This window comes from Enterobacter cloacae complex sp. 2024EL-00227, assembly GCF_043945315.1.
GTDB lineage: Bacteria > Pseudomonadota > Gammaproteobacteria > Enterobacterales > Enterobacteriaceae > Enterobacter > Enterobacter roggenkampii.
In genome coordinates, this window is sequence record NZ_JBIMQP010000001.1 from 271,824 (window position 1) to 298,053 (window position 26,230).

22 protein-coding genes are annotated in these 26,230 nt (G+C 56.4%); 12 read left to right on the top strand and 10 right to left on the bottom strand.

The annotated features are described in order from the left end of the window. Positions 1-46 precede the first annotated feature (46 nt). The 5 genes from ACHH0Z_RS01220 to ACHH0Z_RS01240 form a co-directional block, all read right to left on the bottom strand. Positions 47-1,603 carry a cyclic di-GMP phosphodiesterase gene (locus tag ACHH0Z_RS01220; protein WP_008500947.1) on the bottom strand — a complete coding sequence of 519 codons (1,557 nt, stop codon included), beginning with the start codon at positions 1,601-1,603 and terminating at the stop codon, positions 47-49. A 127-nt stretch (positions 1,604-1,730) separates the two neighbouring features. Next, positions 1,731-2,300: a bifunctional murein DD-endopeptidase/murein LD-carboxypeptidase gene (mepS, locus tag ACHH0Z_RS01225; protein WP_008500946.1), complete on the bottom strand. Its 570-nt coding sequence runs from the start codon at positions 2,298-2,300 to the stop codon at positions 1,731-1,733. Positions 2,301-2,715: 415 nt separating this feature from the next. Next, positions 2,716-3,429 (bottom strand): phosphatase PAP2 family protein, encoded by a 714-nt coding sequence (locus tag ACHH0Z_RS01230; protein ID WP_164725115.1) that lies wholly within the window; start codon positions 3,427-3,429, stop codon positions 2,716-2,718. Positions 3,430-3,462: 33 nt separating this feature from the next. Beyond that, positions 3,463-4,449, bottom strand: a complete 987-nt coding sequence (locus ACHH0Z_RS01235; protein WP_008500943.1) for a GTP-binding protein — start codon at positions 4,447-4,449, stop codon at positions 3,463-3,465. A 122-nt stretch (positions 4,450-4,571) separates the two neighbouring features. After that, complete coding sequence (locus tag ACHH0Z_RS01240) at positions 4,572-6,038, bottom strand: mannitol dehydrogenase family protein (protein ID WP_045407660.1); 1,467 nt, start codon at positions 6,036-6,038, stop codon at positions 4,572-4,574. 203 nt (positions 6,039-6,241) lie between these two features. Between ACHH0Z_RS01240 and uxuA the strand changes: the two genes are divergently transcribed. After that, positions 6,242-7,432 (top strand): mannonate dehydratase, encoded by a 1,191-nt coding sequence (gene uxuA, locus ACHH0Z_RS01245; protein WP_045407658.1) that lies wholly within the window; start codon positions 6,242-6,244, stop codon positions 7,430-7,432. 117 nt (positions 7,433-7,549) lie between these two features. On the opposite strand, the gene yeiP is transcribed toward uxuA, so the two are convergent. Beyond that, positions 7,550-8,122: an elongation factor P-like protein YeiP gene (gene yeiP, locus ACHH0Z_RS01250; RefSeq protein ID WP_008500940.1), complete on the bottom strand. Its 573-nt coding sequence runs from the start codon at positions 8,120-8,122 to the stop codon at positions 7,550-7,552. A gap of 164 nt (positions 8,123-8,286) precedes the next feature. Here yeiP and ACHH0Z_RS01255 point away from each other — a divergent pair, with 164 nt between their 5' ends. Continuing rightward, positions 8,287-8,541, top strand: a complete 255-nt coding sequence (locus tag ACHH0Z_RS01255) for a YkgJ family cysteine cluster protein (RefSeq protein WP_021241515.1) — start codon at positions 8,287-8,289, stop codon at positions 8,539-8,541. Here the strand turns inward: ACHH0Z_RS01255 and setB are convergent. Next, a complete protein-coding gene (gene setB / locus ACHH0Z_RS01260; RefSeq protein WP_023325676.1) occupies positions 8,538-9,719 on the bottom strand; it encodes a sugar efflux transporter SetB in 1,182 nt (393 codons plus the stop codon). The two genes, ACHH0Z_RS01255 and setB, sit on opposite strands and share 4 nt — an antisense overlap. Positions 9,720-10,080: 361 nt before the next feature. On the opposite strand from setB, the gene fruB reads away from it, so the two are divergent. Genes fruB through fruA form a run of 3 tightly spaced genes read left to right on the top strand, consistent with a single transcriptional unit; the run spans position 10,081 to position 13,851 of the window. After that, positions 10,081-11,211 (top strand): fused PTS fructose transporter subunit IIA/HPr protein, encoded by a 1,131-nt coding sequence (gene fruB, locus ACHH0Z_RS01265; RefSeq protein ID WP_008500937.1) that lies wholly within the window; start codon positions 10,081-10,083, stop codon positions 11,209-11,211. Next, a complete protein-coding gene (gene fruK / locus ACHH0Z_RS01270) occupies positions 11,211-12,149 on the top strand; it encodes a 1-phosphofructokinase (RefSeq protein ID WP_008500936.1) in 939 nt (312 codons plus the stop codon). The genes fruB and fruK overlap by 1 nt, the downstream gene beginning before the upstream one ends. 16 nt (positions 12,150-12,165) lie before the next feature. Beyond that, positions 12,166-13,851: a PTS fructose transporter subunit IIBC gene (gene fruA, locus ACHH0Z_RS01275; protein WP_021241512.1), complete on the top strand. Its 1,686-nt coding sequence runs from the start codon at positions 12,166-12,168 to the stop codon at positions 13,849-13,851. Between the two features lie 47 nt (positions 13,852-13,898). Here fruA and nfo read toward each other — a convergent pair whose 3' ends face one another. Together nfo and ACHH0Z_RS01285 are read right to left on the bottom strand one after the other, a co-directional pair. After that, positions 13,899-14,756: a deoxyribonuclease IV gene (gene nfo / locus ACHH0Z_RS01280; RefSeq protein WP_045407656.1), complete on the bottom strand. Its 858-nt coding sequence runs from the start codon at positions 14,754-14,756 to the stop codon at positions 13,899-13,901. A 64-nt stretch (positions 14,757-14,820) separates the two neighbouring features. Then, entirely contained in the window at positions 14,821-15,867 is a 1,047-nt protein-coding gene (locus tag ACHH0Z_RS01285; RefSeq protein WP_023294037.1) for a YeiH family protein, read from the bottom strand. 97 nt (positions 15,868-15,964) lie between these two features. On the opposite strand from ACHH0Z_RS01285, the gene yieE reads away from it, so the two are divergent. The 3 genes from yieE (at position 15,965) to cirA (ending at position 20,654) form a co-directional block, all read left to right on the top strand. Beyond that, a complete protein-coding gene (gene yieE, locus ACHH0Z_RS01290) occupies positions 15,965-16,831 on the top strand; it encodes a DNA-binding transcriptional regulator YeiE (RefSeq protein ID WP_008500932.1) in 867 nt (288 codons plus the stop codon). A 158-nt stretch (positions 16,832-16,989) separates the two neighbouring features. Continuing rightward, a complete protein-coding gene (locus tag ACHH0Z_RS01295) occupies positions 16,990-18,459 on the top strand; it encodes an amino acid permease (protein WP_008500931.1) in 1,470 nt (489 codons plus the stop codon). 224 nt (positions 18,460-18,683) lie between these two features. After that, entirely contained in the window at positions 18,684-20,654 is a 1,971-nt protein-coding gene (gene cirA / locus ACHH0Z_RS01300) for a catecholate siderophore receptor CirA (RefSeq protein ID WP_045407653.1), read from the top strand. A gap of 99 nt (positions 20,655-20,753) precedes the next feature. On the opposite strand, the gene fghA is transcribed toward cirA, so the two are convergent. Next, positions 20,754-21,581, bottom strand: coding sequence for an S-formylglutathione hydrolase (gene fghA, locus ACHH0Z_RS01305; RefSeq protein WP_045407651.1), 828 nt, complete (start codon positions 21,579-21,581; stop codon positions 20,754-20,756). A gap of 138 nt (positions 21,582-21,719) precedes the next feature. On the opposite strand from fghA, the gene ACHH0Z_RS01310 reads away from it, so the two are divergent. From ACHH0Z_RS01310 to galS, 4 genes are all read left to right on the top strand, one after another. Then, the gene (locus tag ACHH0Z_RS01310; protein ID WP_045407648.1) at positions 21,720-22,868 is read left to right on the top strand and encodes a YbfB/YjiJ family MFS transporter; all 1,149 of its coding nucleotides are present in this window, start codon (positions 21,720-21,722) and stop codon (positions 22,866-22,868) included. Between the two features lie 102 nt (positions 22,869-22,970). Continuing rightward, complete coding sequence (gene folE / locus ACHH0Z_RS01315) at positions 22,971-23,639, top strand: GTP cyclohydrolase I FolE (protein ID WP_008500927.1); 669 nt, start codon at positions 22,971-22,973, stop codon at positions 23,637-23,639. A gap of 19 nt (positions 23,640-23,658) precedes the next feature. Beyond that, positions 23,659-24,816 carry a DUF418 domain-containing protein YeiB gene (yeiB, locus tag ACHH0Z_RS01320; protein ID WP_023344548.1) on the top strand — a complete coding sequence of 386 codons (1,158 nt, stop codon included), beginning with the start codon at positions 23,659-23,661 and terminating at the stop codon, positions 24,814-24,816. A 155-nt stretch (positions 24,817-24,971) separates the two neighbouring features. After that, on the top strand, positions 24,972-25,994 hold the full coding sequence (gene galS / locus ACHH0Z_RS01325) for an HTH-type transcriptional regulator GalS (protein WP_021241505.1): 1,023 nt from the start codon (positions 24,972-24,974) through the stop codon (positions 25,992-25,994). Positions 25,995-26,230 lie beyond the last annotated feature (236 nt).

The following is a 26,230-nucleotide window of genomic DNA, read 5'->3' on the forward strand; positions in this document are numbered from 1 at the left end:
GGCTCGGTTAAGCTGAATAATAAGTGACGTCACGGGCAATGTGAAATTAATCGCCTTCGGGCGAAATATCAGGCCGCCATTCGCGGAACTGCGCCAGCGGCATCGGGCGGCTAATCCAGTATCCCTGCAGGAAGTTAACGCCGTGTTCGCGCAGCCAGGCCGCCTGTTCCGGCGTCTCTACCCCTTCGGCGACGGTCGACATATTCAGTCGTCTTGCCAGCGTCAGAACGGCATCCAGCACCGGCGACGTCACGGTCTCGGTACCGATCGCATTAACAAAACCACGGTCGATTTTGAGGTAGTCCATGGTGAAATGCTCAAGGTAAATCAGCGCGCTGTGGCCGGTACCAAAATCATCAATGGCGATTTCAAACCCTTCGTTATGCAGCCATTCGAAAAGGGTGTTGGCTTCCCGATGGTTGAGCATATCGCGCTCGGTAATTTCCAGCACGATCTGGAAGTAATCCGGCGGCAGCAGGGCTTTGAAGGTGCGCATATCGTCCTTGAAGCTTTCCGCATGCAGATGCCCCGGTGCAATGTTAATACCCACCTTTGCGCCCGGAGGTAACAGCGTTTGTAACACGGGCGCATCGTGAATGATAAGGTCAAAGAGATGCAGCGTCAGCGGGACAATCAGCTTCTGTGCTTCGGCAAAATTGATAAACGCGTCCGGCGGAATTTCCCCCATTGTCGGGTGTTTCCAGCGCATCAGGACTTCAAGCCCGGTCATCCTGAGCGATTTGGCATCGACGACGGGCTGATAAACCACATAAAACTGACCGCGCTTGATAGCGCTTAAAATTTCTTTACCCGGGTTGAGCCGAATGCTGAGGATGTAGTAGTTAAGCGATCCGGCACAAATCCCGCATACCAGCCCGAAGAACAGCGCGTAGAGAATTTCATCGCTGGTCCATGCGTCCGCATACAGGTTGATGGTCAGGGGGAGGTCTTTCAGCGTCGCCGTGCGGACCGGGATGTCATGCAAGTCGCGGGTATGAACCAGCGTGCTGGAGCGCGTCGACAAGGCGTTATCGCCGATAATGATAGCGATACCCGCGAACTCGTCCTGGCGCTCAGTATAGAGCAGGTAAGGCGTCAGATTAATATTCACAGAAGTGAACACCCCGCCGTCCTTCACTAATGGGTTGCGGTACCAGATCGCAATCGCAGGTTCATCAGGCAGCATGGGGGTACCCGGAAGCAACGCCATATCGATCTGTTTATTGATGTTCAGCTCAGGTATGAGCGTCTCCATCGGGGCATTCATCGGGCCTGTTGCCGAGGAGCAGAATGCCATCTTGTCCCGGACCAGCAGGAAGGCGCGAACGTTAATGCTGAAGGCCGCGCGTGAGGTGAGTTCCTGGTTGACGTCCTGGCACGTGTTCAGCGTGAGAGGCTGGAGGACATTGACCGCTTTTTTTAGGTCTTCGAAATAGCTCCCCATGTAGGCGCTCACATCATTCACCAGGGTGTCGAATTTGACTTCCCGCTTGTGGTAACTCCACGAAAATTGCAGGGAACCCAGGAGCAGGGCGGTGATGAGACCCGTGATAATACTGAGGATCAGTATTTTACGATTACTGGAGAAGTAGCGGGTGAGCATAGACGTCGTGATTCCTGAAAAGCCGCTTGATGTATTCAGTGTAACGGGCAAAAAAAAACACTGCCGAAGCAGTGCTTTTTTTCATCATATCGCCAGCCAAGGGATAACCAACGATACAATAGTTATATTAACTGCGGGTCAGTACGCGGCGCGCTTCGTTATAACGCTTCTTCCAGTACGGTTCGTTCATGCTGGAAATGGTCACACCGCTACTGGTGGAGGCATGTACGAACTGGTCATTACCAATGTAGATGCCAACATGTCGACCTGTAGACCCCGCGCGGAACAGAACTAAATCGCCGGTGCGCAGTTTGGTACGTGAAATCGACTTGCCCATCTCCTGTTGTTCATAGGTTGAACGCGGAAGATCTAACCCAAATTGCTCGCGGAACGTACGCTGTACAAAACCGGAACAATCAATACCTGTTTTCGTGCTGCCGCCAAGACGATAACGCACGCCTTTCCAGTCAGCATACTGGTCCATAATGCGGGACTTCACGTCCAGATTACGTACCATATTTTCAAATTCATCCTGAGAGGCTTGCAGTGAAGAGGAATCTTCCATTCCCACAACACGCGTCTCAGGATGCATATTCTTCGCGGTGTTCGATGTACTACATGCAGATAACAGTACCGCGACTGCTATCGCCGGGATCCCCCGCAAGATATATCTCAGAAACGGTTGAGATTTGACCATTTTGTTTATTTTCCCTTGAAGTCCTTAACGACAAATATCGTTATAAAAATGCCAAACGTGACGAGACTAATTATCTGTTCACATCGAGACAATTCTTTCTGGTCACATTTGTGGCATAGCGCACAAAATTATTCACCATCGAAATAATTATCCCTATGGGGCAAAACGAGTTCGAGATTAACCGATTGCCAGGGGTATTGCGAGTAAAAAAAGCCTTTTTTTTATAAGAAAATGTGATACAGAAAGTAAAAATCCGTAATTGCTTAAAATGCGGTCAGATCCGACGCGTGATCGCGCAATTGCTTCATTTTTATCATGAATGTGATGACAGGAATATGACAGAGGGAAAAGATCGTGGCGGGAAGGCTATCGGGGATCATGTCGATCCCTGATAGCTCACGTTAATTTAGGTTAGTTATTTGTTTAATTGTTGTTGCGCCTTACCGGGAAGATAGCGATCGAACAACGCTATTATCCTGTCGCTCAGCGGGGTCATTAAACACCACGGCAGCGCAATCAGCGCAACGGAGAGCGAACCGACAGCAATATCGGTGAACCAGTGAGCGCCAATCATTACGCGCGGGAAGGCAAAAACCACAAAAATAATCAGGGCTATGGCAAACGCTTTTCGGCCGAAATAGCGAAGCATGACTGCGGAAAAAATGAGCAGCATCATGCCGTGATCGCCGGGGAAACTGTCCTTCGACGCATCTTTTGTTGGAATATGCAGCAGCTCACTGACGCGATAAATATCGGTGAAAAAGAGCGTAGGGCTGGAACGCTTAACCGGAATAATCGCGGTAGCCAGCTGATTAACGACGACAGCAAACAGCAGCATTACCAGACCGATAATCAGAATACGCCGACGTCCCGCTTTATCCTCTTTCAGCCAGAAAGAGAGCATCAGGCAGCCCATGGCCAGCAGCGAGAAGCCGTCGAAGGCGCGGTTGTTGGTGATGGCCACCAGCCACAGGAATGCGTCGCTCTTCACCAGCGCCTGGTTGAAGAAGTGAAAGATGCCAGAATCCAGGGGGAACCAGAAACCATGATTCACCGGGATATACCAGGAGAAGAAAAGCGCCAGACCGGCGACATTAAGCAGTAATATCAAGGGAAATCGAGTTGTCATAACGTTCTGCATAGAGTGAAAACTGGGGCAACGTTAGCCGCCCGAACTTAAACGAATCCTCAACAGGCTGGACTGGAGGGCATTCCAGTCGGCGTTAACCGCACTAATTAACTCTATTCGGCTGTCAGGCGGCGCCACGTTCTGCGTTTCAATGAAGAAATCGTCGCCCTGGCGGTTGATCCGCACCAGTCCGTCCGGCGTGCGCATGATCCCTTTCACGCGATCGACGGGCGCAAGGCGGGCCCACTCCAGAATCCCGATAGTATCGAAAACGGTCTCAGCATCGAAAATCCATCCGCAGGCCTGGTATCCCTGGCCGCTGTTCAGGTTACGACGCCAGCGCTGGTGCTCCGGCAGGCTCAGGGCTGCCAGACCCTGCTTAACCGGATGGCTGTGCGCATGATCCGCGCTGGCAGGCAGCTCGGTGAGGTTCAGACGAGGCAGGTCAAGCAGGGTGCTATCAATATTCCCCTGGGTGGTCTGCACCCGCGTGCGATTGCCGCCAAAATGTTGCCACCACGCCTCCAGCGCGGCCTGGCTTTCAGGCGTGGCGCGATCTTCCTTGTTGGCGACGATAACGTCCGCCGAGGCGAGCTGATCGCGGAAGTTCTCGTTGGCCACCGCCTTGTCATCCAGAAGCTGACGCGGATCGAGCAGGCACAGTGTGGCGCGCAGATCGATCCACGGCTCGTAAACCGGGGCGGTCAGTAAATCGAGGATCTGCTTCGGGTGGCCCAGCCCGGTGGGCTCAATCAGCAGGCGGTCGGGTTTGCCCTGACGCAGCAGGGTATTGAGCCCCACCTGCATCGGCAGGCCATTGACGCAGCACATGCATCCGCCGGGGATCTCTTTAATCATCGCGCCGCTGGATGACAGTAACGCGCCGTCAATGCCCACCTCGCCAAATTCATTGACCAGCACGGCCCACTTCTCGGCCGGATCTTTATTCGCCAGCAGGTGGAGAATTGAGGTGGTTTTACCGCTGCCGAGAAAACCGGTGATGAGGTTGGTTTTGGTCACGTGCGCTCCGGATGAGAATGATGATGCGATAACACTGTTCTCTATCCTGGCGAAAAACGTGACCTGTGAGAAGGGGAAGGGCGAACGGAGGCTTTATCCGTTCGCGTTAAGCGCAACAATCGTTAAATATTTAACGTTTCGATAACAGCCTGACTTGCGCCGTGACGGGTGATGCGCTGATAGGCCTGGCTAACAGCCTCAACAAAAACACGATTGTGCGCGAGATCGTGACCAAACACTTCGCTCAGCCCCAGCAGCGCGGGGACGCGGTCGATGTCGCTGCTGGCGTTGACGATCGTGCGGATTTTATCGCTGAGGGGATCGCGAACGTCAATCGCGTTGCCGCTCTCGTCGGTGCCGCTGACGTAGCGTATCCAGCCGGCCACGCCCAGGGCCAGCAGCGACCACGGCGTGTTTCGCTCAAGATGAACGCGGATCCCGTCCAGCATTCTTTGCGGAAGCTTCTGGCTACCGTCCATCGCGATTTGCCAGGTCCGATGCTGGAGGGCCGGGTTGGCAAAGCGTTCGATCAGGCTATCGGCATACGCGGTGAGGTCGACATCCTTAATCCGTAACGTGGGGGCCTGCTCGTTCAGCATCAGCCGACGGGCGGCTTCCCGGAACGCTGTGTCCTCCATGCATTCATTAATATGCGCGTAGCCGGCAAGATACCCGAGATACGCCAGGAAAGAGTGGCTGCCGTTGAGCATGCGTAATTTCATCTGCTCCCACGGCAGAACATCCTGCACCACCTGGACACCCGCCACTTCCCACTCGGGACGGCCGGCGACAAAACTATCTTCTATTACCCACTGAATGAACGGCTCGCAGCTGATGGCGCACGGATCTTCCACGCCGAGCGCGTCGGTGATTGCCGCCAGCGAGGCCTCCGTCGCGGCGGGAACAATCCTGTCGACCATCGTTCCGGGGAAGCTTACGTGGGTATCGATCCATTCAGATAACCCTGCGGAACGTTTTTGCGCCATGCCCAGCACGGCGTTTTTCACCACGTGCCCGTTGTCCGGGATATTGTCGCAGGAGAGCACGGTAAAGGCGGGCAGGCCGCGCTCGCGGCGGCGGTGCAGGGCTTCGACCAGGATCCCAGGGGCGGAATGTGGCTCTGAGGGGTTTTCAAGGTCTTGGACGATCCGGGGGTTATTCAGGTCGAGCTTCCCGGTCGCGGGATCGATGCAATAGCCTTTCTCTGTGATGGTGAGCGATACAATCGCGACCTGAGGCTCGCAAAATTTCTCAATAATGGCGGGCAGGGAGTCCAGCTTTGCGTTCAGGCATTCATGGACGGCACCGACGAAAATGGCCTCATTTCCTTCAGCCCCTTTTTCCAGCACGGTGAACAGATGATCCTGCGCGCGCAGCTGGCTCATCAGCACATCGCCGCTGAAGAGGCTAATCTCACAAATCCCCCAGTCGCCGCCTTTTTCATTCAGCACCCGATTTGTTAACAAGGCCTGGTGCGCACGGTGAAACGCGCCAAAGCCAAAGTGGACGATGCGGGAGCGTAATGACTGGCGATCGTAGCGCGGTTGCTGAACCCGGGCAGGAAGGGTGGTGGAGGCAATTGTCTTCATGAGATACACCTGATTAACCATTAATTAACAATGTCAGTGTAAAGTTATATGACAGCAAATAAAATTGGTGAGCCGTAAATATCCCCGTTATGTGAGTTTGATCAATCAATGTGTGGCGGTGTATTGACCCTTAGCGGTAAACATGTATGGTAGTCGTCATTGTAGTAACGCATATTGGTATAACAACTTAAGAGGGTGAGGCAATGGAACAAACCTGGCGTTGGTACGGGCCGAACGATCCGGTTTCTCTTGATGATGTGCGTCAGGCTGGCGCAACGGGTGTCGTCACGGCGCTGCATCATATTCCTAACGGTCAGGTCTGGCCGGTAGAGGAAATACAGACGCGTCAGGCGCTGCTGGCGGAGAAGGGATTAACCTGGTCTGTGGTGGAAAGCATTCCGGTTCACGAAGACATCAAAACCCATTCCGGCGAGTATCAGACCTGGATTGCCTACTATCAGCAGAGCATCCGTAACCTCGCGGCCTGCGGTATTGATACCGTTTGCTACAACTTCATGCCCATTCTGGACTGGACGCGTACAGACCTCGAATATCAAATGCCGGACGGCTCAAAAGCGCTGCGTTTCGATCAGATTGCCTTTGCGGCATTCGAACTGCACATTCTGAAACGCCCTGGCGCAGACGCGGATTACACCGCGGAAGAGCAGCAGCAGGCGCTCCAATGGTTCAATGCCGCCAGCGACGCGGATATCGAAAAGCTGACCCGTAATATTATTGCGGGCCTGCCGGGTGCCGAAGAGGGGTATACGCTGGATCAGTTCCGCGCCCGCCTGGCGGAGTACGGCAATATTGATAAGCAGCAGCTGCGTGAAAACATGGCGTATTTCCTGCGCGCAATTGTGCCGGTTGCGGAAGAGGTGGGGGTTCGCCTGGCGGTACATCCGGACGATCCACCGCGTCCTATCCTCGGCCTGCCGCGTATCGTGTCTACGATTGAAGATATGCAGTGGCTGAAAGAGACGGTCGACAGCATCCACAACGGCTTTACCATGTGTACCGGCTCCTACGGCGTACGGGCCGATAACGATCTGGTGCGGATGATTGAAACCTTCGGCGATCGTATTCACTTTACGCATCTGCGTGCGACCTGCCGTGAAGAGAACCCAAAAACCTTCCACGAGGCGGCGCACCTGGGCGGCGATGTGAATATGGTCGCGGTGGTGGACGCTATTCTGGCGGAAGAGGCGCGTCGTAAGCAGGCTGGCGATGTGCGTCCTATCCCGTTCCGTCCGGATCACGGACACCAGATGCTGGACGATCTGCGTAAGAAAACCAACCCGGGCTATTCGGCGATTGGCCGTCTTAAAGGGATGGCGGAAGTGCGCGGCGTTGAGCTGGCGCTGAAGATGACGAAGTATCCGGAGCTGCTGTAACCGGAATTGCCGGGTGGCGGCTTCGCCTTACCCAGCCTACAAAAACACAAAAACCGGCTTCAGGGCCGGTTTTTTCGTAGGTCGGGTAAGCGTAGCGCCACCCGACAAACGCCGCAATCAGTCAGCGCGACCCATATAGCGTTTTTCTTCGATATGGATGCGGATTTTCTCGCCAGCAGAAAGGTATTCCGGCACCTGCACAACCAGGCCGGTGGTCAGGGTAGCCGGTTTGTTGCGGGCACTGGCGGATGCGCCTTTGATGCCTGGTGCGGTTTCAACGATTTCCAGATCGACGGTCTGAGGCAGTTCCAGCGCCAGCAGCACCCCGTCCCAGGTCAGAACCTGCATATCAGGCATACCGCCTTCCGGGATGAACAGCAGCTCTTCTTCAATCTGGTCTTTGGTGAAGATATACGGGGTGTAATCTTCTTTGTCCATGAACACATATTCGTTGCCGTCGATGTAGGAGAAATCAACATAGCGACGGGTCAGGGTCACGGTATCGACGATATCGTCACCTTTAAAGCGCTCTTCCACCTTCAGGCCGGTACGCACATCGGCGAAACGCATTTTGTACAGCGTAGCTGCACCACGGGCGCTTGGTGCCTGAATATCGATATCTTTCACAATCAGCAGTTTGCCGTTGTAATTCAGTACCATACCTTTCTTAATTTCGTTCGCTCTTGGCATTGCAGTAATCCTGTTTACGGGAGGTAAAAAATATCGCGCCAAATTACTCGCGCGCGGCCTTTCAGGCAAGAGGAATTCGTGGCTTTTGCTATCAATACACAAAAGGTGTTACTGTGCGCGCGATGCCCGACCGTACGGGCATTCGCCAGCGGAAGAGAGCATTTATGGATTGTCGTCCCGATTGTGGCGCGTGCTGTACTGCACCGTCCATTTCAAGCCCCATTCCAGGAATGCCCGAGGGCAAACCTGCCAATACCCGCTGCGTTCAGCTCTCGGAAACGAACCTGTGCATGATCTTTGGCTCACCGTTGCGCCCGAAGGTCTGCTCCGGGCTTCAGCCTACGGCTGAAATGTGCGGCAGCACGCGAGAGCAGGCGATAACGTACCTTCTTGAGCTGGAAGCGCTCACCGCGCCTTAAACGTCTTTAATCCTCGCCAGGCAGCCAATCGTCAGCGTACACATCACCAGCGCAATCCAGAACACCGTGTGATAGTTCCAGATTTCGGCCACGACACCGGCCATTGAACCGGCAATAATCCAGCCCACGCGGGTGGTATTAGTATAAAGGGTGGTGGCGGAGCCTGCCTGGCCCGGCATCAGATCCTGGAAATAAAGCATGCCTATCCCGGCGAGAATACCAATATAGATAGCGTTCAGCAGCTGTAACGCCAGCAATAGCCCAGGCGTATGTACCGTCAGCATGCCGAGATAGAACAGCAGACCGGCGACGGCGGCGATGCGCATTAAAAAACGTTTCCCGAAGCGCCTGGCGTAATAGCCTGCGATGAGCATGGTCGGGATCTCAAGCCCGGCTGCGGTGCCCATCATGATCCCCGCCAGCTTCTCCGGCAGGTGCAGTTCATTAATGATAAACAGCGGCATATTGATGATATACAGGCTGTTGGTGCCCCACATCAGCGTGCAGATCGCGAACAGGAGCAGGGCATCGCGGCGGTTACGGCGCGGCGCTTCCAGCACACCCGTTGCCACCTTGGGCTCTTTGCGCATGGACGGCAGGAAGAACCACACCAGCGCGCCGCACGCCACAAACGCGACTGCCGCGCTCAGGTACATCACCGTAAAGCCAAAACCCATCGCCAGCGCGTAGGCCAGCGGCGGGCCAATCACCCACGCCAGCGACACCTGTGCACGCAGGACAGAGCTGAACATCACCGCTTCACGTCCGGTATGGTCGGCGTGTTCGCGGGCAAGCGCAAACAGCTGTGGGTTAGCCGTCGAGCCAAAGCTGCTCAGGAATACCCCGACGAAAAGCAGAATGAAGTAGTTGCGGTTCCAGGCAAACAGAACGCAGGCCATGACCCCCAGCAGGCAGCAGAAAACGATCAGGCTTTTACGATCGCCTTTTCTGTCGGATCGCCCCGCCAGAAACTGACTGACAAGGATGCCGATGATGGCGCTTCCGGTAAAAAAGAAGCCAACCAGCGCCGGACGAACATGAACCTCATTGGTCAGAAATAAGCTCAGCGTCGGCGTCTGTAATGCACCGGCAATGCCCGTGAAAAAGGCAACAATCAGGAAGGCCGCTGAGGTCAAGTCAAAGGGCTTTGGCGAGGCAGCCGCAGGGGTGTTATGCATGTTTTATAATTAGCGAGTAGCAGAGAGGGGCGGAGTGTACGCCGTCAGCTAAAAAATAAACAGTGGGTGCGGTCAATGATGCCACGAAAAATCAAAATGGCATTTCAACTTGCATCTCACGCTGCTGACCTTAGCTGAAACTGACTTGCTGAACTTCAGCAAAATTCAGCTCAATGAAGAAGAAATGTGCTGTATCTCTAAATTCTGATATCAGAAAGACGAGTTTACTTGCAAGGCACAGCAGAAAGCGCAAGACTTTTTGAAACGTTTCAGCGCTATCTTGTTTTAACAAACGGAGCAGGCTAGCGCATTTTTTCTCATTAAAGCTGAAACGATTCAAGTTCAGCAGGAGTGGAGAACCATGTTCCAGTTATCTGTTCAGGATATCCACCCGGGCGCTCAGGCCGGGGATAAAGAAGAGGCTATTCGCCAGGTTGCCGCTGCGCTTGTGCAGGCGGGTAACGTCGCGGACGGCTATGTCAACGGCATGCTGGCCCGCGAGCAGCAGACTTCAACCTTCCTCGGCAATGGCATTGCCATTCCGCACGGTACCACCGATACCCGCGATCAGGTGCTGAAAACCGGCGTTAAGGTGTATCAGTTCCCGCAGGGCGTGCTCTGGGGCGACGGTCAGGTGGCCTATGTGGCCATCGGTATCGCGGCCAGCAGCGATGAACATTTAGGTCTGCTGCGTCAGCTGACGCATGTCCTGAGCGATGACGCGGTGGCTGAACAGCTTAAATCCGCCACCACCGCGGAAGAGCTGCGCGCCTTGCTGATGGGCGAAAAACAGAGTGAAGCGCTGAAACTGGATAATGAAACGCTGACGCTGGATGTGGTTGCTTCCGATCTGGTGACGCTGCAGGCGCTGAACGCGGGTCGTCTGAAAGAAGCCGGCGCGGCGGATGCCACCTTTGTGACGCGCGTGATTAACGATAAGCCGTTGAATCTGGGTCAGGGCATCTGGCTGAACGACAGTGCTGAAGGCAACCTGCGCAGTGCGATTGCCGTGAGCCGTGCTGCCTCGGCGTTTGAGGTAGAAGGCGAGCGCGCAGCCATGCTGGTGACCGTCGCGATGGCTGATGAACAGCCGGTTTCCGTGCTGAAGCGTCTTGGCGATCTGCTGCTGAACAACAAAGCTGAAAAACTGCTGAACGCTGATGCGTCCACCGTGCTGGCACTGCTGACCAGTGATGATGCGCTGACGGATGACGTGCTAACCGCGGAGTTCGTGGTGCGTAACGAGCACGGCCTGCATGCCCGTCCGGGCACCATGCTTGTGAATACCATTAAACAATTTGAGAGTGAGATTACCGTGGCGAATCTTGACGGCACGGGCAAACCGGCCAACGGCCGTAGTCTGATGAAAGTGGTCGCGCTGGGCGTGAAGAAAGGCCACCGTCTGCGTTTCACCGCGCAGGGTGCCGATGCTGAACAGGCGCTGAAAGCGATTGGCGATGCCATCGCGGCGGGTCTGGGGGAGGGCGCATAATGAGCAGACGTGTTGCGACTATTACGCTGAACCCGGCTTATGACCTGGTGGGGTTTTGCCCGGAAATTGAGCGCGGCGAAGTTAACCTCGTGCGTACCACCGGCCTGCATGCTGCGGGCAAAGGGATTAACGTCGCGAAAGTGCTCAAGGATCTCGGTATCGATGTCACCGTGGGCGGATTCCTCGGTAAAGACAACCAGGATGGTTTCCAGCAGCTGTTCAGCGAGCTGGGCATTGCCAATCGTTTCCAGGTTGTTCAGGGCCGTACCCGTATCAACGTTAAGCTGACGGAGAAAGACGGTGAAGTGACCGATCTGAACTTCTCTGGCTTCGAAGTGACGCCGTCAGACTGGGAACGCTTTGTCAACGACTCGCTGACCTGGCTGGGCCAGTTCGACATGGTGTGCGTCAGCGGCAGCCTGCCGTCCGGCGTTAGCCCGGAAGCGTTTACCGACTGGATGACGCGCCTGCGCAGCCAGTGCCCATGCATTATTTTTGACAGCAGCCGTGACGCGCTGGTCGCGGGCCTGAAAGCCTCTCCGTGGCTGGTGAAGCCAAATCGCCGCGAGCTGGAGATCTGGGCGGGCCGTAAGCTGCCAGAATTAAAAGATGTGATTGACGCTGCCCATGCGCTGCGCGAGCAGGGTATCGCTCACGTGGTGATCTCTCTTGGTGCAGAAGGCGCGTTGTGGGTTAACGCGTCTGGCGAATGGATCGCCAAACCGCCGTCAATGGAGGTTGTGAGTACCGTTGGCGCAGGGGATTCCATGGTTGGCGGACTGATTTATGGTCTGCTGATGCGGGAATCCAGTGAACATACTTTACGTCTTGCCACTGCCGTTGCTGCCCTGGCCGTCAGCCAGAGCAATGTCGGTATTACCGATCGTACCCAGTTAGCCGCGATGATGGCGCGCGTTGACTTAAAACCTTTTAACTAACAGCAGGAGAGGAATAATGAAAACGCTGCTGATCATTGACTCCGGTCTCGGACAGGCACGCGCCTATATGGCGAAGACCTTGCTGGGAGCGGCGGCGAACAAAGCACATCTCGAGATGACTGATAACCCGGGCGATGCCGAACTGGCCATTGTCCTGGGCGACAACATCCCGGCTGACAGTGCGCTGAACGGCAAAAAAGTGTGGCTGGGCGATATTAATCGCGCGGTGGCACATCCGGAACTGTTCCTGAGCGAAGCGAAAGGCCACGCGTCTGTCTACAGCGCGCCTGTAGCGACGGCACCGGCTGCGGCCACGGGCCCGAAACGCATTGTGGCGGTGACGGCCTGCCCGACGGGGGTGGCTCACACCTTTATGGCGGCTGAAGCCATTGAAACCGAAGCGAAAAAACGCGGCTGGTGGGTAAAAGTTGAAACGCGCGGCTCCGTCGGTGCCGGCAATGCGATCACCCCTGAAGAAGTGGCGGAGGCCGATCTGGTGATTGTGGCGGCGGATATCGAAGTGGACCTCGCGAAATTTGCCGGTAAGCCAATGTACCGTACCTCCACCGGCCTGGCGCTGAAAAAGACCGCGCAGGAGTTTGATAAAGCGCTGGTGGAAGCGAAGCCGTATCAGGCAACCGGCGCGCGCCAGACCGCGACGGAAGGGAAGAAAGAGTCCGCAGGCGCCTATCGCCACCTGCTGACCGGCGTGTCTTACATGCTGCCGATGGTGGTCGCGGGCGGTCTGTGTATCGCGCTCTCGTTCGCGTTTGGTATCACCGCGTTTAAAGAACAAGGTACCCTGGCGGCAGCGCTGATGCAGATCGGCGGGGGCTCAGCCTTCGCCCTGATGGTGCCGGTACTGGCGGGCTTTATTGCCTTCTCCATTGCTGACCGCCCGGGTCTGACCCCGGGTCTTATCGGCGGTATGCTGGCCGTGAGCACCGGTTCTGGCTTCATCGGCGGTATCATCGCGGGCTTCCTCGCCGGTTACGTCGCGAAGCTGATTAGCTCGAAGCTGAAGCTGCCGCAGAGTATGGAAGCGCTGAAGCCGATCCTGATCATCCCGCTGATTTCCAGCCTGGTGGTCGGCCTGGCGATGATTTACCTGATTGGTAAGCCGGTTGCGGGCATCCTGGCGGGTCTGACCCACTGGCTGCAGACCATGGGCACCGCGAACGCGGTTCTGCTGGGTGCAATCCTCGGCGGCATGATGTGTACCGACATGGGGGGGCCTGTGAACAAAGCGGCGTATGCCTTTGGTGTGGGCCTGCTGAGTACCCAGACCTACGCGCCAATGGCGGCGATCATGGCGGCAGGCATGGTGCCTCCGCTGGCGCTCGGCCTGGCGACGATTATTGCCCGTCGTAAGTTCGATAAAGCGCAGCAGGAAGGCGGTAAAGCCGCGCTGGTGCTGGGTCTGTGCTTCATCACCGAAGGCGCGATTCCGTTCGCGGCGCGTGACCCAATGCGTGTGCTGCCGTGCTGTATCGCAGGTGGTGCCGTGACGGGGGCGATCTCCATGGCGATTGGTGCAAAACTGATGGCACCACACGGCGGTCTGTTCGTGCTGCTGATCCCTGGCGCCATCACCCCGGTACTGGGTTACCTGCTGGCGATTGTTGCCGGTACGCTGGTGGCGGGCCTCTCTTACGCGGTGCTGAAACGTCCGGAAGCGGAAGTTGTGGCGAAAGCAGCGTAAGCGATAAACAACAAAAAAGCCGGGTCGCATTACGCACCCGGCTTTTTTTATGCCGCCTGTTCAGCGGTTTGCTGTGCCTTCAGCCAGGCAATCTCTTCTGCCCAGATGTCCGGATTGATGGTTTCAAGCACCATCGGAATACCGTCGAAGCGGGCGTCCTGCATGATAAAGCGGAACGCATCGTGGCCAATGTTGCCTTCGCCCAGGCTGTGATGGCGGTCAACGCGGCTACCAAAGGCGCTTTTCGCATCGTTTAAGTGCATTCCACGCAGATATTTAAAGCCCACAATGCGCTCGAACGCATCAAACGTGTTTTTTGTTGCCTCGGTGGTGCGCAGGTCATAACCGGCGGCAAACGCGTGGCAGGTATCAATGCACACGCCGACGCGGGATTTGTCCTCCACGCCGTCGATAATCGCCGCCAGATGTTCGAACTTAAAGCCGAGGTTGCTGCCCTGACCAGCGGTGTTCTCAATCACCGCCGTCACGCCTTTGGTTTTATCCAGAGTGATGTTAATGGACTCTGCAATGCGCGCCAGGCAGGCATCTTCGTCGATCTGCATCAGATGGCTGCCCGGATGGAAGTTCAGCAGCGTCAGCCCCAGCTGTTCGCAGCGCTGCACTTCATCCAGAAACGCCTCGCGGGATTTTTCCAGCGCTTCTTCAACCGGGTGACCGAGGTTGATCAGGTAGCTGTCGTGGGGGAGGATCTGGCCGGGCCCGTAGCGGTATTTCTCACAGGCGGCTTTGAAATCATCAATCACCTCAGCGGTGAGCGGTGCGGCGCGCCACTGGCGCTGATTTTTGGTGAACAGGGCGAAAGCGGTCGCCTCAATTTCGGCGGCACGAATGGCGGCATTGGCAAGGCCACCTGCAGCGCTAACGTGCGCTCCAACATATTTCATAAAGGGACTCCTGTTAACCCGAAATGCCTATGATAGCGGGTTAACAGGAGAAGGATGTAGTGGTTTATGCCATCAGGCTATGGACCGCGAGGTTAATTGCGCCACCGCCGACAATCAGCCAGATGAAGAGCACCAGCGCCATCAGCAGCGGTTTCGCACCGGCTTTTTTCAGCGCGCTGACGTGCGTGGTCACCCCCAGCGCCGCCATGGCCATCGCCAGCAGTACGGTATCCAGCGTCACCAGCATATCCACCACCGCTTTCGGCAGCAGGTGGAAGGAGTTAAAGATAGCGACCACGATGAACAGGATCGCAAACCACGGAATGGTGATTTTGCTCTTCTCGCTGCCGCCTGCCGGTGCCAGCTGTTTAACCCGTGCCGCCAGGAAAATCAGGAACGGCGCCAGCATCATCACGCGCAGCATTTTGGCAATCACCGCCGCGTTTTCGGCGTCCGGGTTAATGGCGTGTCCTGCTGCGACCACCTGGGCCACTTCGTGCATGGTCGAGCCGATATAAATGCCGTAGGTTTCCGGGCTAAACCAGTGGGCGACCAGCGGATACATGGCCGGGTAGAGGAAAATCGCCAGCGTACCGAAGATCACCACCGTCGCGACGGCAACCGTTACCTTGCTGGCTTCGGCTTTCACGACCGGCTCCGTTGCCAGCACCGCCGCAGCGCCACAGATACTGCTCCCGGCACCGATCAGCCAGCTGGTTTGCCTGTCCAGGCCAAACACTTTCTGGCCGATAAAGCAGGCCAGTAAAAAGGTGCTGGTCAGGGTCAGAACGTCGATGGCGATCCCGCTCGCACCCACATCCGCAATCTGCGAAAAGGTGAGACGAAAGCCATAAAGAATGATCCCAAGACGCAGCAGATGCTGCTTGGCAAAAATTACGCCGCCGTCGCAGGATTTCCAGATATGTGGATAAACGGTGTTACCCACGACCATGCCGAGCAAAATGGCGAGCGTCAGCGCGCTGAAACCTGCGCCTGCGATGGCCGGGATGCTGCCGCCCCATAGCGCGACGGCGGTCACTGCGGCGCTGAGCGCAAGACCCGGCACGAAGTGCCACACTGTACGATGATGTTGTAAGGTGATTTCTGACATAACCTTCTCCTTTGTCTGGCTAAAGGTTACGGCGGTCTGGCTTAAAAATAAAATTGATTATATACTTATAATCAATCTATATAAGTGGTAAGCAACCATGCACATTACTTTGCGTCAGCTGGAAGTGTTTGCCGAGGTGCTGAAAAGCGGCTCGACGACCCAGGCGTCACAAATGCTGGCGCTCTCGCAGTCTGCGGTCAGCGCGGCGTTGACCGATCTTGAAGGACAGCTGGGCGTTCAGCTTTTCGACAGGGTAGGGAAGCGTCTGGTGGTCAACGAACACGGTCGTCTTCTTTATCCACGCGCGCTGGCGCTGCTGGAGCAGGCTATCGAAATCGAACAGCTGTTCCGCGAAGATAACGGCGCGATCCGCGTCTACGCCAGCAGCACTATCGGGAACTACATTCTGCCGGAAGTGATTGCCCGCTACCGCCGGGATTTTCCCACCCTGCCGCTGGAGATGAGCGTGGGCAATAGCCAGGACGTCATCAACGCGGTGATCGACTTCCGCGTGGATATCGGCCTCATCGAGGGGCCCTGCCACAACGTCGATATCATTGCCGAGCCCTGGCTGGAAGACGAGCTGGTGGTGTTTGCATCCCCGGCCTCGTCGTTATTGCAGGGCGAGGTGACGCTGGAGCGGCTGGCGCAGGCGCAGTGGATCCTGCGCGAGCAGGGCTCCGGCACGCGTGAAATTGTCGATTATCTGTTGCTTTCCCATCTGCCGCATTTCCAGCTGGGGATGGAATTGGGGAACTCAGAGGCGATTAAGCACGCGGTGCGCCACGGGTTGGGTATCAGCTGTCTTTCCCGGCGCGTTATTGCCGAACAGCTGGAAACCGGATCGCTGGTGGAGATTCCCGTTCCGCTTCCGAAACTGGTGCGCACGCTGTGGTGCATTCATCATCGCCAGAAACACCTTTCCAGCTCCCTGCAGCGTTTTCTGCGCTATTGCGAAATCTGACATCGTCCCTCACCCCAAAGGGAAGAGGGAAAAATTATGCTTTACTTATAATCCTGGCCGCGTCATGAAGCTCTCTTATAACTGAGTATTTCTGCCGGAAGGAACGCGGATCGTCTGCTACAATCGCGCCTCATTTATTAAATGGACAGCATTTTCATATGGTTTCAGAAATTAAAACCACAGAAGCGCCCACGCTACGTCGTGAACTCAAGGCGCGTCACCTGACGATGATCGCCATTGGCGGCTCCATCGGTACAGGTCTTTTCGTTGCCTCTGGCGCAACGATTTCGGCAGCCGGCCCGGGTGGGGCACTTTTCTCTTATATCCTGATTGGCCTGATGGTGTACTTCCTGATGACCAGTCTCGGCGAACTGGCCGCGTACATGCCGGTATCCGGTTCGTTCTCGACCTACGGTCAAAAATACGTTGAAGAAGGCTTCGGCTTCGCGCTGGGCTGGAACTACTGGTACAACTGGGCGGTCACCATCGCAGTTGACCTCGTTGCCGCACAGCTGGTGATGAACTGGTGGTTCCCGGATACGCCGGGCTGGATCTGGAGCGCCCTGTTCCTGGCCGTCATCTTCCTGCTGAACTACATCTCCGTGCGCGGTTTCGGCGAAGCGGAATACTGGTTCTCTTTGATCAAAGTGGCAACCGTCATCATCTTTATCGTCGTCGGTGTGGCGATGATCGTTGGTATTTTCAAAGGCGCTGAACCTGCGGGCTGGAGTAACTGGACAATAGGCGATGCGCCGTTTGCCGGTGGACTGTCGGCAATGATTGGCGTGGCAATGATTGTCGGTTTCTCCTTCCAGGGAACCGAGCTGATTGGCATTGCTGCCGGTGAGTCAGAAAACCCGGAGAAGAATATTCCGCGCGCGGTTCGTCAGGTCTTCTGGCGTATCCTGCTGTTCTATGTGTTCGCGATCCTGATTATCAGCCTGATCATTCCGTACACCGATCCAAGCCTGCTGCGTAATGACGTCAAAGACATTAGCGTCAGCCCGTTCACGCTGGTCTTCCAGCATGCCGGCCTGCTTTCAGCCGCAGCAGTGATGAACGCCGTTATCCTGACCGCCGTACTTTCTGCCGGTAATTCCGGAATGTACGCGTCCACACGTATGCTCTACACGCTGGCATGCGACGGTAAAGCACCGCGTATTTTCGCGAAGCTGTCCCGTGGCGGCGTACCGCGCAACGCACTGTACGCCACAACGGTGATTGCCGGCCTGTGCTTCCTGACCTCTATGTTTGGCAACCAGACGGTGTACCTGTGGCTGCTTAACACCTCCGGGATGACGGGCTTTATTGCCTGGCTGGGGATTGCCATTAGCCACTATCGTTTCCGCCGTGGCTACGTTAAACAGGGTTATGACGTTAACCAGCTGCCGTATCGCTCAGGGTTCTTCCCGCTGGGTCCCATTTTCGCCTTCATTCTGTGCCTGATTATTACGCTGGGACAGAACTATGAAGCGTTCCTGGCGGACACCATTGACTGGGGCGCCGTCACGGCAACCTACATTGGTATTCCGCTGTTCCTCGTCATCTGGTTTGGCTACAAGCTGACGAAAGGAACACACTTCGTTCGCTACAGTGAAATGGAATTCCCGGAACGATTTAAACAATAATCGCACTTCCTCTCTCTTAGCCCGCTCGTTTGAGCGGGCTTTTTTATTTCCGCCTCCTGTAACAAAGATATATTTCTTAACAATTTAATTGATAATAATTATCGTTTGCTTTATCGTTATCAAGAATAAGCGTGTCACCGACCCACCGGAGATGTGGGCGGCAAGGAAGACGCTGTGAGCAATGATGATTTGATTGAGTTGTATTTACCTCATGGAGATATGGAATGTTTAGGTTGAATCCCTTCGTCAGGGGAGGACTTTGTGCGTCCGCAATGTCCCTGGCCCTGCCTGTTATCGCAGCGGAATCCGGCGACACAATGGTTGTCACGGCTTCCGCGACCGAGCAAAACCTGAAAGACGCACCGGCAAGCATCAGCGTGATTACCCAGGAAGATTTGCAGCGCAAACCCGTTCAAAATCTGAAAGATGTGTTACGGGATGTGCCGGGCGTGCAGCTCACGAGCGAAGGGGACAACCGTAAAGGGGTAAGTATTCGCGGGCTGGACAGCAGCTACACGCTGATCCTGATCGACGGCAAGCGCGTCAATTCCCGTAACGCAGTGTTCCGCCATAATGATTTCGACCTCAACTGGGTGCCGGTTGACGCCATCGAACGAATCGAAGTGGTGCGTGGGCCGATGTCCTCGCTTTATGGCTCCGATGCGCTGGGCGGCGTGGTGAACATTATCACTAAAAAAATCGGCCAGAAATGGACGGGCACCCTGAGCGCTGATTCCACAATTCAGGAACATCGCGATCGTGGTGATACGTACGACGGCCAGTTCTATACCAGCGGTCCGCTGGTGGACGGCCTGCTGGGGCTGAAAGCCTACGGTAGCCTCGCAAAGCGTGAGAAAGACGGTCAGCAGAAATCTTCTACCACGGCGAGCGGTGAAACACCGCGCATTGAAGGCTTCACCAGCCGCGATGCGAATGTGGAGTTCGCCTGGACGCCGTCTGAAAATCACGACTTTACGGCGGGCTACGGTTTCGACCGTCAGGATCGTGACTCGGATTCCCTCGACAAAAACCGCCTTGAACGTCAGAACTACTCTCTCAGCCACAACGGCCGCTGGGGCATCGGCAACAGCGAGCTGAAGGTTTACGGCGAGAAGGTGGATAACAAAAACCCGGGCAACAGCAATCCGATCACCTCCGAGAGCAACGCGGTAGACGGGAAATACGTGCTGCCGCTGGGCGACATCAACCAGCTGATGACCTTCGGCGGCGAATGGCGTCACGATAAGCTGAAGGATCCGGTCAACCTGACGGGCGGCTCCAGCAGCAGTACGTCGACAAGCCAGTATGCCCTGTTCCTGGAGGACGAGTGGCGTATTTTTGAACCTCTGGCGCTGACCACCGGCATCCGTATGGACGACCATGATACCTACGGCGACCACTGGAGCCCGCGCGCCTATCTGGTCTACAACGCGACCGATACCGTCACGGTGAAAGGGGGCTGGGCGACCGCGTTTAAAGCGCCGTCACTGCTGCAGCTGAGCCCGGACTGGGTCACCGGATCGTGCCGCGGTGCCTGTGAGATTGTCGGTAACCCGGATCTGAAGCCGGAAACCAGCGAGAGCTTCGAGTTCGGTCTGTACTACAGCGGGGAAGAGGGCTGGTTAGAGGGCGTGCAGGCCAGCGTGACCACCTTCCAGAATAACGTCGATGACCGCATCAGCATCAGCCGTACGGCCAATGCGAAACAGGCGCAGAGCTACCCTAACTACGTTGGCCTGAATGCGGACGGTGAGCCGATATTCCGCTACTACAACGTCAACAAGGCGCGCATCCGCGGGGTGGAGACCGAGCTGAAATTCCCGCTGGCGGACGACTGGAAAGTGACGCTGAACTACACCTACAACGACGGTCGTGATATCAGCAACGGCGGCAACAAGCCGCTGTCCGATCTGCCGTTCCACACCGCCAACGGGACCGTTGACTGGAAGGCGACGCAGGACTGGTCGTTCTATGTTCAGGGCAACTACACCGGTGAGAAACGCGCGCTGACCAGCAGCGACCCAACGCCGGGTGGCTATGTTATCTGGAATACCGGCGCCGCGTGGCAGGCGACGAAAAGCGTGAAGCTGCGCGCGGGCGTGCAGAACCTGCTGGACAAAGATCTGAGCCGCGACGATTACAGCTACACGGAAGATGGCCGTCGCTACTTTGTCGGCGTGGATTATAAGTTCTGATGTAGCCTTGATGCCCGGCGGCGCTTCGCTTACCGGGCCTACAAAATCCACGAATGTAGGCCGGGTAAGGCGAAGCCGCCACCCGGCAATCGGCCGCATTTACCCGAACAAATGCTCCGCATGGAAGCGGAGATGATCCTCAATAAAGGACGCGATGAAATAATAGCTGTGATCGTATCCCGGCTGAATGCGCAGCGTCAGCGGCCAGTCCTTCTGGCGTGCCGCTTCTGCCAGCACCGCAGGCTGCAGCTGACCGGCGAGGAACTGGTCCGCATCACCCTGATCGATAAGGGTGGGAATGGCCTCTTCAGCTTTGCTGGCCAGCATCAGCGCGCAGCTGTCCCATGCCTGCCATTTTTCCGCATCCTCACCCAGATAGTGTGTGAAGGCTTTCTGCCCCCACGGCACCTGCGTTGGGTTCACAATTGGCGCAAATGCCGACACGCTGACGTATTTCCCCGGATTTTTCAGCGCCATGATGAGCGCCCCGTGTCCGCCCATCGAGTGGCCGCTGATCGCGCAGCGCTCGCCAACCGCAAACTGCGATTGCACCAGCGCAGGAAGTTCATCGCGAAGGTAATCATACATGCGGTAGTGGCGCGCCCAGGGCTGCTCGGTCGCATTGAGATAAAATCCGGCGCCTTTGCCCAGGTCGTATCCGGCATCGTCGGCCACATCGTCGCCACGCGGGCTGGTGTCTGGCATCACCAGCGCAATGCCCAGCTCGGCGGCAATACGCTGCGCGCCGGCTTTGGTGGTGAAGTTTTCGTCGTTACAGGTCAGGCCGGAAAGCCAGAACAAAACCGGCGGGTTATCCGTCGGCGGCAGGAAAATGCTGAACGTCATTACACAGTTCAGAGAGGTGGAGTCGTGCCGCCAGCGCTGCTGTCGACCTTCAAAACAACGGTGCTCTTCGAGCAGTTCCATGCAGGGCTCCTTAATGAGAATGCGTATTCATAAAAACCATAATACAGTCTTTTCATTGACCTGTGAGTAACTTTCACTTTCGCCAGACGGCGAGATGCTGCATCATAAATTTACTTTTCTTTAACAATTGGAGCGGTCATGGCGCTGCGTATTGCGCTCAGTGGGTTTGTCGTTCTGGTGGTGGCGATGGGGATAGGGCGCTTTGCCTTTACGCCTCAGGTACCGCTGATGATTGCTGCCGGACAGCTTACGCTGACCAGCGCGGGTCTGGTGGCGGCGATGAATTATCTGGGCTATCTGGTGGGTGCGTGGGATGCGATGCGTGCGCACCGCTTCGTTGAAACGCGCCTCTGGCTGGGCATCACCGGCGCGGTGGCGCTGACGCTGCTCTCCGCGGCGGCGGAGAACGCCGTCGTGCACGGCCTGCTGCGCTTTGTCATCGGCTGCATGAGCGGCTGGTCGATGGTGCTGATTGCTGCCTGGACCAACGAGCGGCTGGGACAGCTGGGTAAACCGGGGCTCAGTGCGGCTGTCTTTGCCGGACCGGGGGCGGGCATTGCCCTGAGCGGGCTGCTCGCCGTCTATATTCAGGCGAAGTCCCTGTCGGCCGGGGCGGCATGGCAAATCTACGGCGTGCTGGCGCTGGTGCTGATTGCCCTGGTGGCGCGCTACCTGCCGCGATCCGGGCAGCTCCATCGACCCGGCACCGCGCCGGAGCCGCTGGTGCTGACGGCGGATTTAACGCGTCTGGTCTGGAGCTACAGCCTGGCCGGGTTTGGCTATATCCTCCCGGCGACCTTCCTGTCGCAAATGGCGGCAGTGCGTTTTCCCGGCAGCCTGTTTGCCCAGTTTGTCTGGCCGATTTTTGGTCTCGCTGCCGTAGTGGGCATTGGGCTCAGTATTCTGTTACGCCATACCTCAACGGCTAATCGCAGGCTGGCGATCGTACTGTGGTTACAGGGCGCAGGCGTGCTGGCGGCCTGGCTGCTGCCGGGGATTGGCGGGCTGCTGACGGGCGGGCTGCTGGTGGGCGGCGGCTTTTTGTGTGCCGTGCAGCTCTCTCTTTTATACGGCCGCGAGCTGGCGCCAAACCACACGCGTTATATGGCAGGCCTGCTCACCACCGGGTATGCGATTGGGCAGTTGATTGGTCCGGTCACCTCGGCGTTATCAACCTGGCTCACCCACCGGCTGGAGCCCGCGCTGGGGCTGGCGGGCATTGCGCTGTTCGTTGGAGGAGCGCTTGTCTGGAATCGTCACGCTGAAAGGCAACAGCAATCGCAATAATTATCGTCGTGAATACTGGATTATGTGCGCCGCCTCACGCACAATGAACGCATACTTTTGCCACAACGAGGGCAAAAGACGCCACACCTGCAGGAGAACAAAATGTCATCACTCAGTAAAGAAGCTGCCCTGGTCCACGAAGCCCTGGTTGCGCGCGGTCTTGAAACGCCACTGCGTCCGCCCGTACAGGACTTGGACAATGAAACCCGCAAGCGTCTGATTGCCGGTCACATGACCGACATCATGGAGCTGCTGAATCTCGATCTGAGTGACGACAGTCTGATGGAGACGCCGCACCGCATCGCGAAAATGTACGTCGACGAAATTTTCTCCGGCCTGGATTACGCCAACTTCCCGAAAATCACCGTCATTGAAAACAAGATGAAAGTGGATGAGATGGTAACGGTCCGCGATATCACGCTGACCAGCACCTGCGAACACCATTTCGTGACCATCGACGGTAAAGCGACCGTGGCGTATATCCCTAAAGACACGGTGATTGGCCTGTCGAAGATCAACCGCATCGTGCAGTTCTTCGCTCAGCGTCCGCAGGTGCAGGAGCGCCTGACCCAACAGATCCTGACCGCGCTGCAAACGCTGCTGGGCACTAATAACGTGGCCGTCTCTATCGACGCGGTTCACTACTGCGTGAAAGCGCGCGGCGTGCGCGATGCCACCAGTGCGACCACCACAACCTCGCTGGGCGGTCTGTTTAAATCGAGCCAGAATACCCGCCAGGAGTTCCTGCGCGCCGTACGTCACCACAACTAAGTCTGACAGGGCAGGAACCATGGAGCGAAACGTCACGCTCGATTTTGTTCGCGGCGTCGCCATTCTCGGTATCCTGCTGCTTAATATCACCGCCTTCGGTTTGCCGAAGGCGGCGTATCTCAATCCCGCGTGGTATGGCGACATTACCCGCAGTGATGCCTGGACCTGGGCAATCCTCGATCTCTTTGCGCAGGTCAAATTCCTTACGCTCTTCGCCCTGCTGTTTGGCGCAGGCCTGCAGCTTCTCCTCAAACGTGGTACGCGCTGGATCCAGTCGCGCCTGACGCTGCTGGTTATCCTCGGTTTTATCCATGGCCTGTTCTTCTGGGACGGCGATATTCTTCTCGCGTATGGGTTAGTCGGGCTCATCTGCTGGCGCCTCATTCGCGATGCGCACAGCGTTAAAAGCCTGTTCAACACCGGCGTGATGCTCTATGTCATGGGGCTTGGGGTACTGCTGCTGCTGGGGATGATCTCCGGGGAGACGACGAATCGTGCCTGGATCCCGGATGCCGCTAACCTGCAGTACGAACAGTTCTGGAAGCTGAAGGGCGGTACGGAAGCGATAAGCAACCGCGCGGATATGCTGGGGGATAACCTCCTCGCGCTGGGCGCGCAATACGGCTGGCAGCTGGCGGGCATGATGCTGATGGGCGCGTCACTGATGCGCACCGGCTGGCTGAAAGGGGAATTCAGCCTGCGTCACTATCGTCGCACAGGCGCCGGTCTGGTGCTGCTCGGCGTGCTGATTAACCTCCCGGCGGTGATAGCGCAGTGGCATATCCACTGGGATTACCGCTGGTGCGCGTTCCTGCTCCAGGTGCCGCGTGAACTGAGCGCGCCGTTCCAGACCATCGGCTACGCGGCGCTGATCTACGGCTTCTGGCCCTCGCTTTCTCGTCTGTGGATGGTCAGCGCTATCGCCTGCGTGGGACGCATGGCGTTAAGCAATTACCTCCTGCAAACGCTAATCTGCACCACGCTTTTCTATCGCTTTGGCCTGTTTATGAAATTCGACCGCCTTACGCTGCTGGCGTTTGTTATTCCGGTCTGGGCAGTAAACCTGGCGTTTTCTGTGCTCTGGCTACGCTATTTCCGCCAGGGACCGCTGGAGTGGGTATGGCGTCAGTTAACCGCACGTGCTTCAGGGATATCATTGAAAAATACATCCAGATAACGATCTGGATCACAATCATTAACAAAACGGATGTAAGCGTTTTCATGACTGTGAGCTTCTTCACGTAGTCCCCTTTCTCTCGCTGCCAAAATAGCCACCTTGCTAAACACAGGGGGTGTCTGTGAGTTGCTGCAATCCTTTGAAGGATGGTGAATATGATCACCATTCGTGACGTCGCCCGTCAGGCGGGCGTTTCTGTGGCTACCGTCTCACGCGTGCTGAACAATAGCGCGCTGGTCAGCCCTGAAACCCGAGAAACCGTAATGAAGGCCGTGACCCAGCTCGGGTACCGGCCAAATGCCAATGCCCAGGCGCTTGCGACGCAGGTCAGCGACACCATCGGCGTGGTGGTGATGGATGTCTCGGATGCCTTTTTCGGCGCACTGGTGAAAGCGGTCGATATGGTCGCCCAGCAGCATGAGAAATATGTCCTGATCGGCAATAGCTATCATGAGGCGGAAAAAGAACGCCATGCCATTGAAGTGCTGATCCGCCAGCGCTGTAACGCCTTGATTGTCCACTCAAAAGCCTTGAGCGATGAAGAGCTAACCGGATTGATGGAGCAGATCCCGGGCATGGTGCTGATCAACCGCATCGTCCCCGGCTATGCCCACCGCTGCGTCGGGCTGGATAACGTCAGCGGCGCCATGATGGCCACGAAAATGCTCATCAATAACGGGCATCAGCGGATCGGTTATCTGGCCTCCAGCCACGCGATTGAAGATGACGAACTGCGGCGCGAGGGGTGGCAAAACGCCCTGAAAGAGCATGGCATTACGCCATCCGAGAGCTGGGTGGGAACCGGCACGCCGGACATGCAGGGCGGTGAAGCGGCGATGGTAGAGCTGCTGGGCCGCAATCTGCAATTGTCTGCGGTGTTTGCCTATAACGACAGCATGGCGGCAGGCGCCCTGACGGCGCTGAAGGATAACGGCATTGCGGTGCCACAGCATTTGTCACTCATTGGTTTCGATGATATCCCGATTGCCCGTTACACCGACCCGCAGCTGACAACCGTGCGTTACCCGATTGCCTCTATGGCGAAACTGGCGACTGAGCTGGCGTTACAGGGGGCAGCAGGCGTGCTGGATCCGGGGGCAACACACTGTTTCATGCCGACTTTAGTGCGTCGCCACTCCGTCGCGGCCCGGCAAATTGTGGTTCCGATCACTAACTGATTACATGTGGTGATGTAACCGTTTTCAATCTGTGAGTAAATTCACAGTATCTTAACAAGGCGCTGACTATGATGTCAGCGTTTTAGGGGCTGAAACGCTATGTAACAGTGATTATTCACTTTCACTATAGCCAATGTGCCGCAAACAACGAATAAAACGCATTTCTGGAGCGTTACCGAACACGGAAGAGAGAAATTTTATAAGTGAACCTCGGCTGTCAGTAACGTTTTATTAAC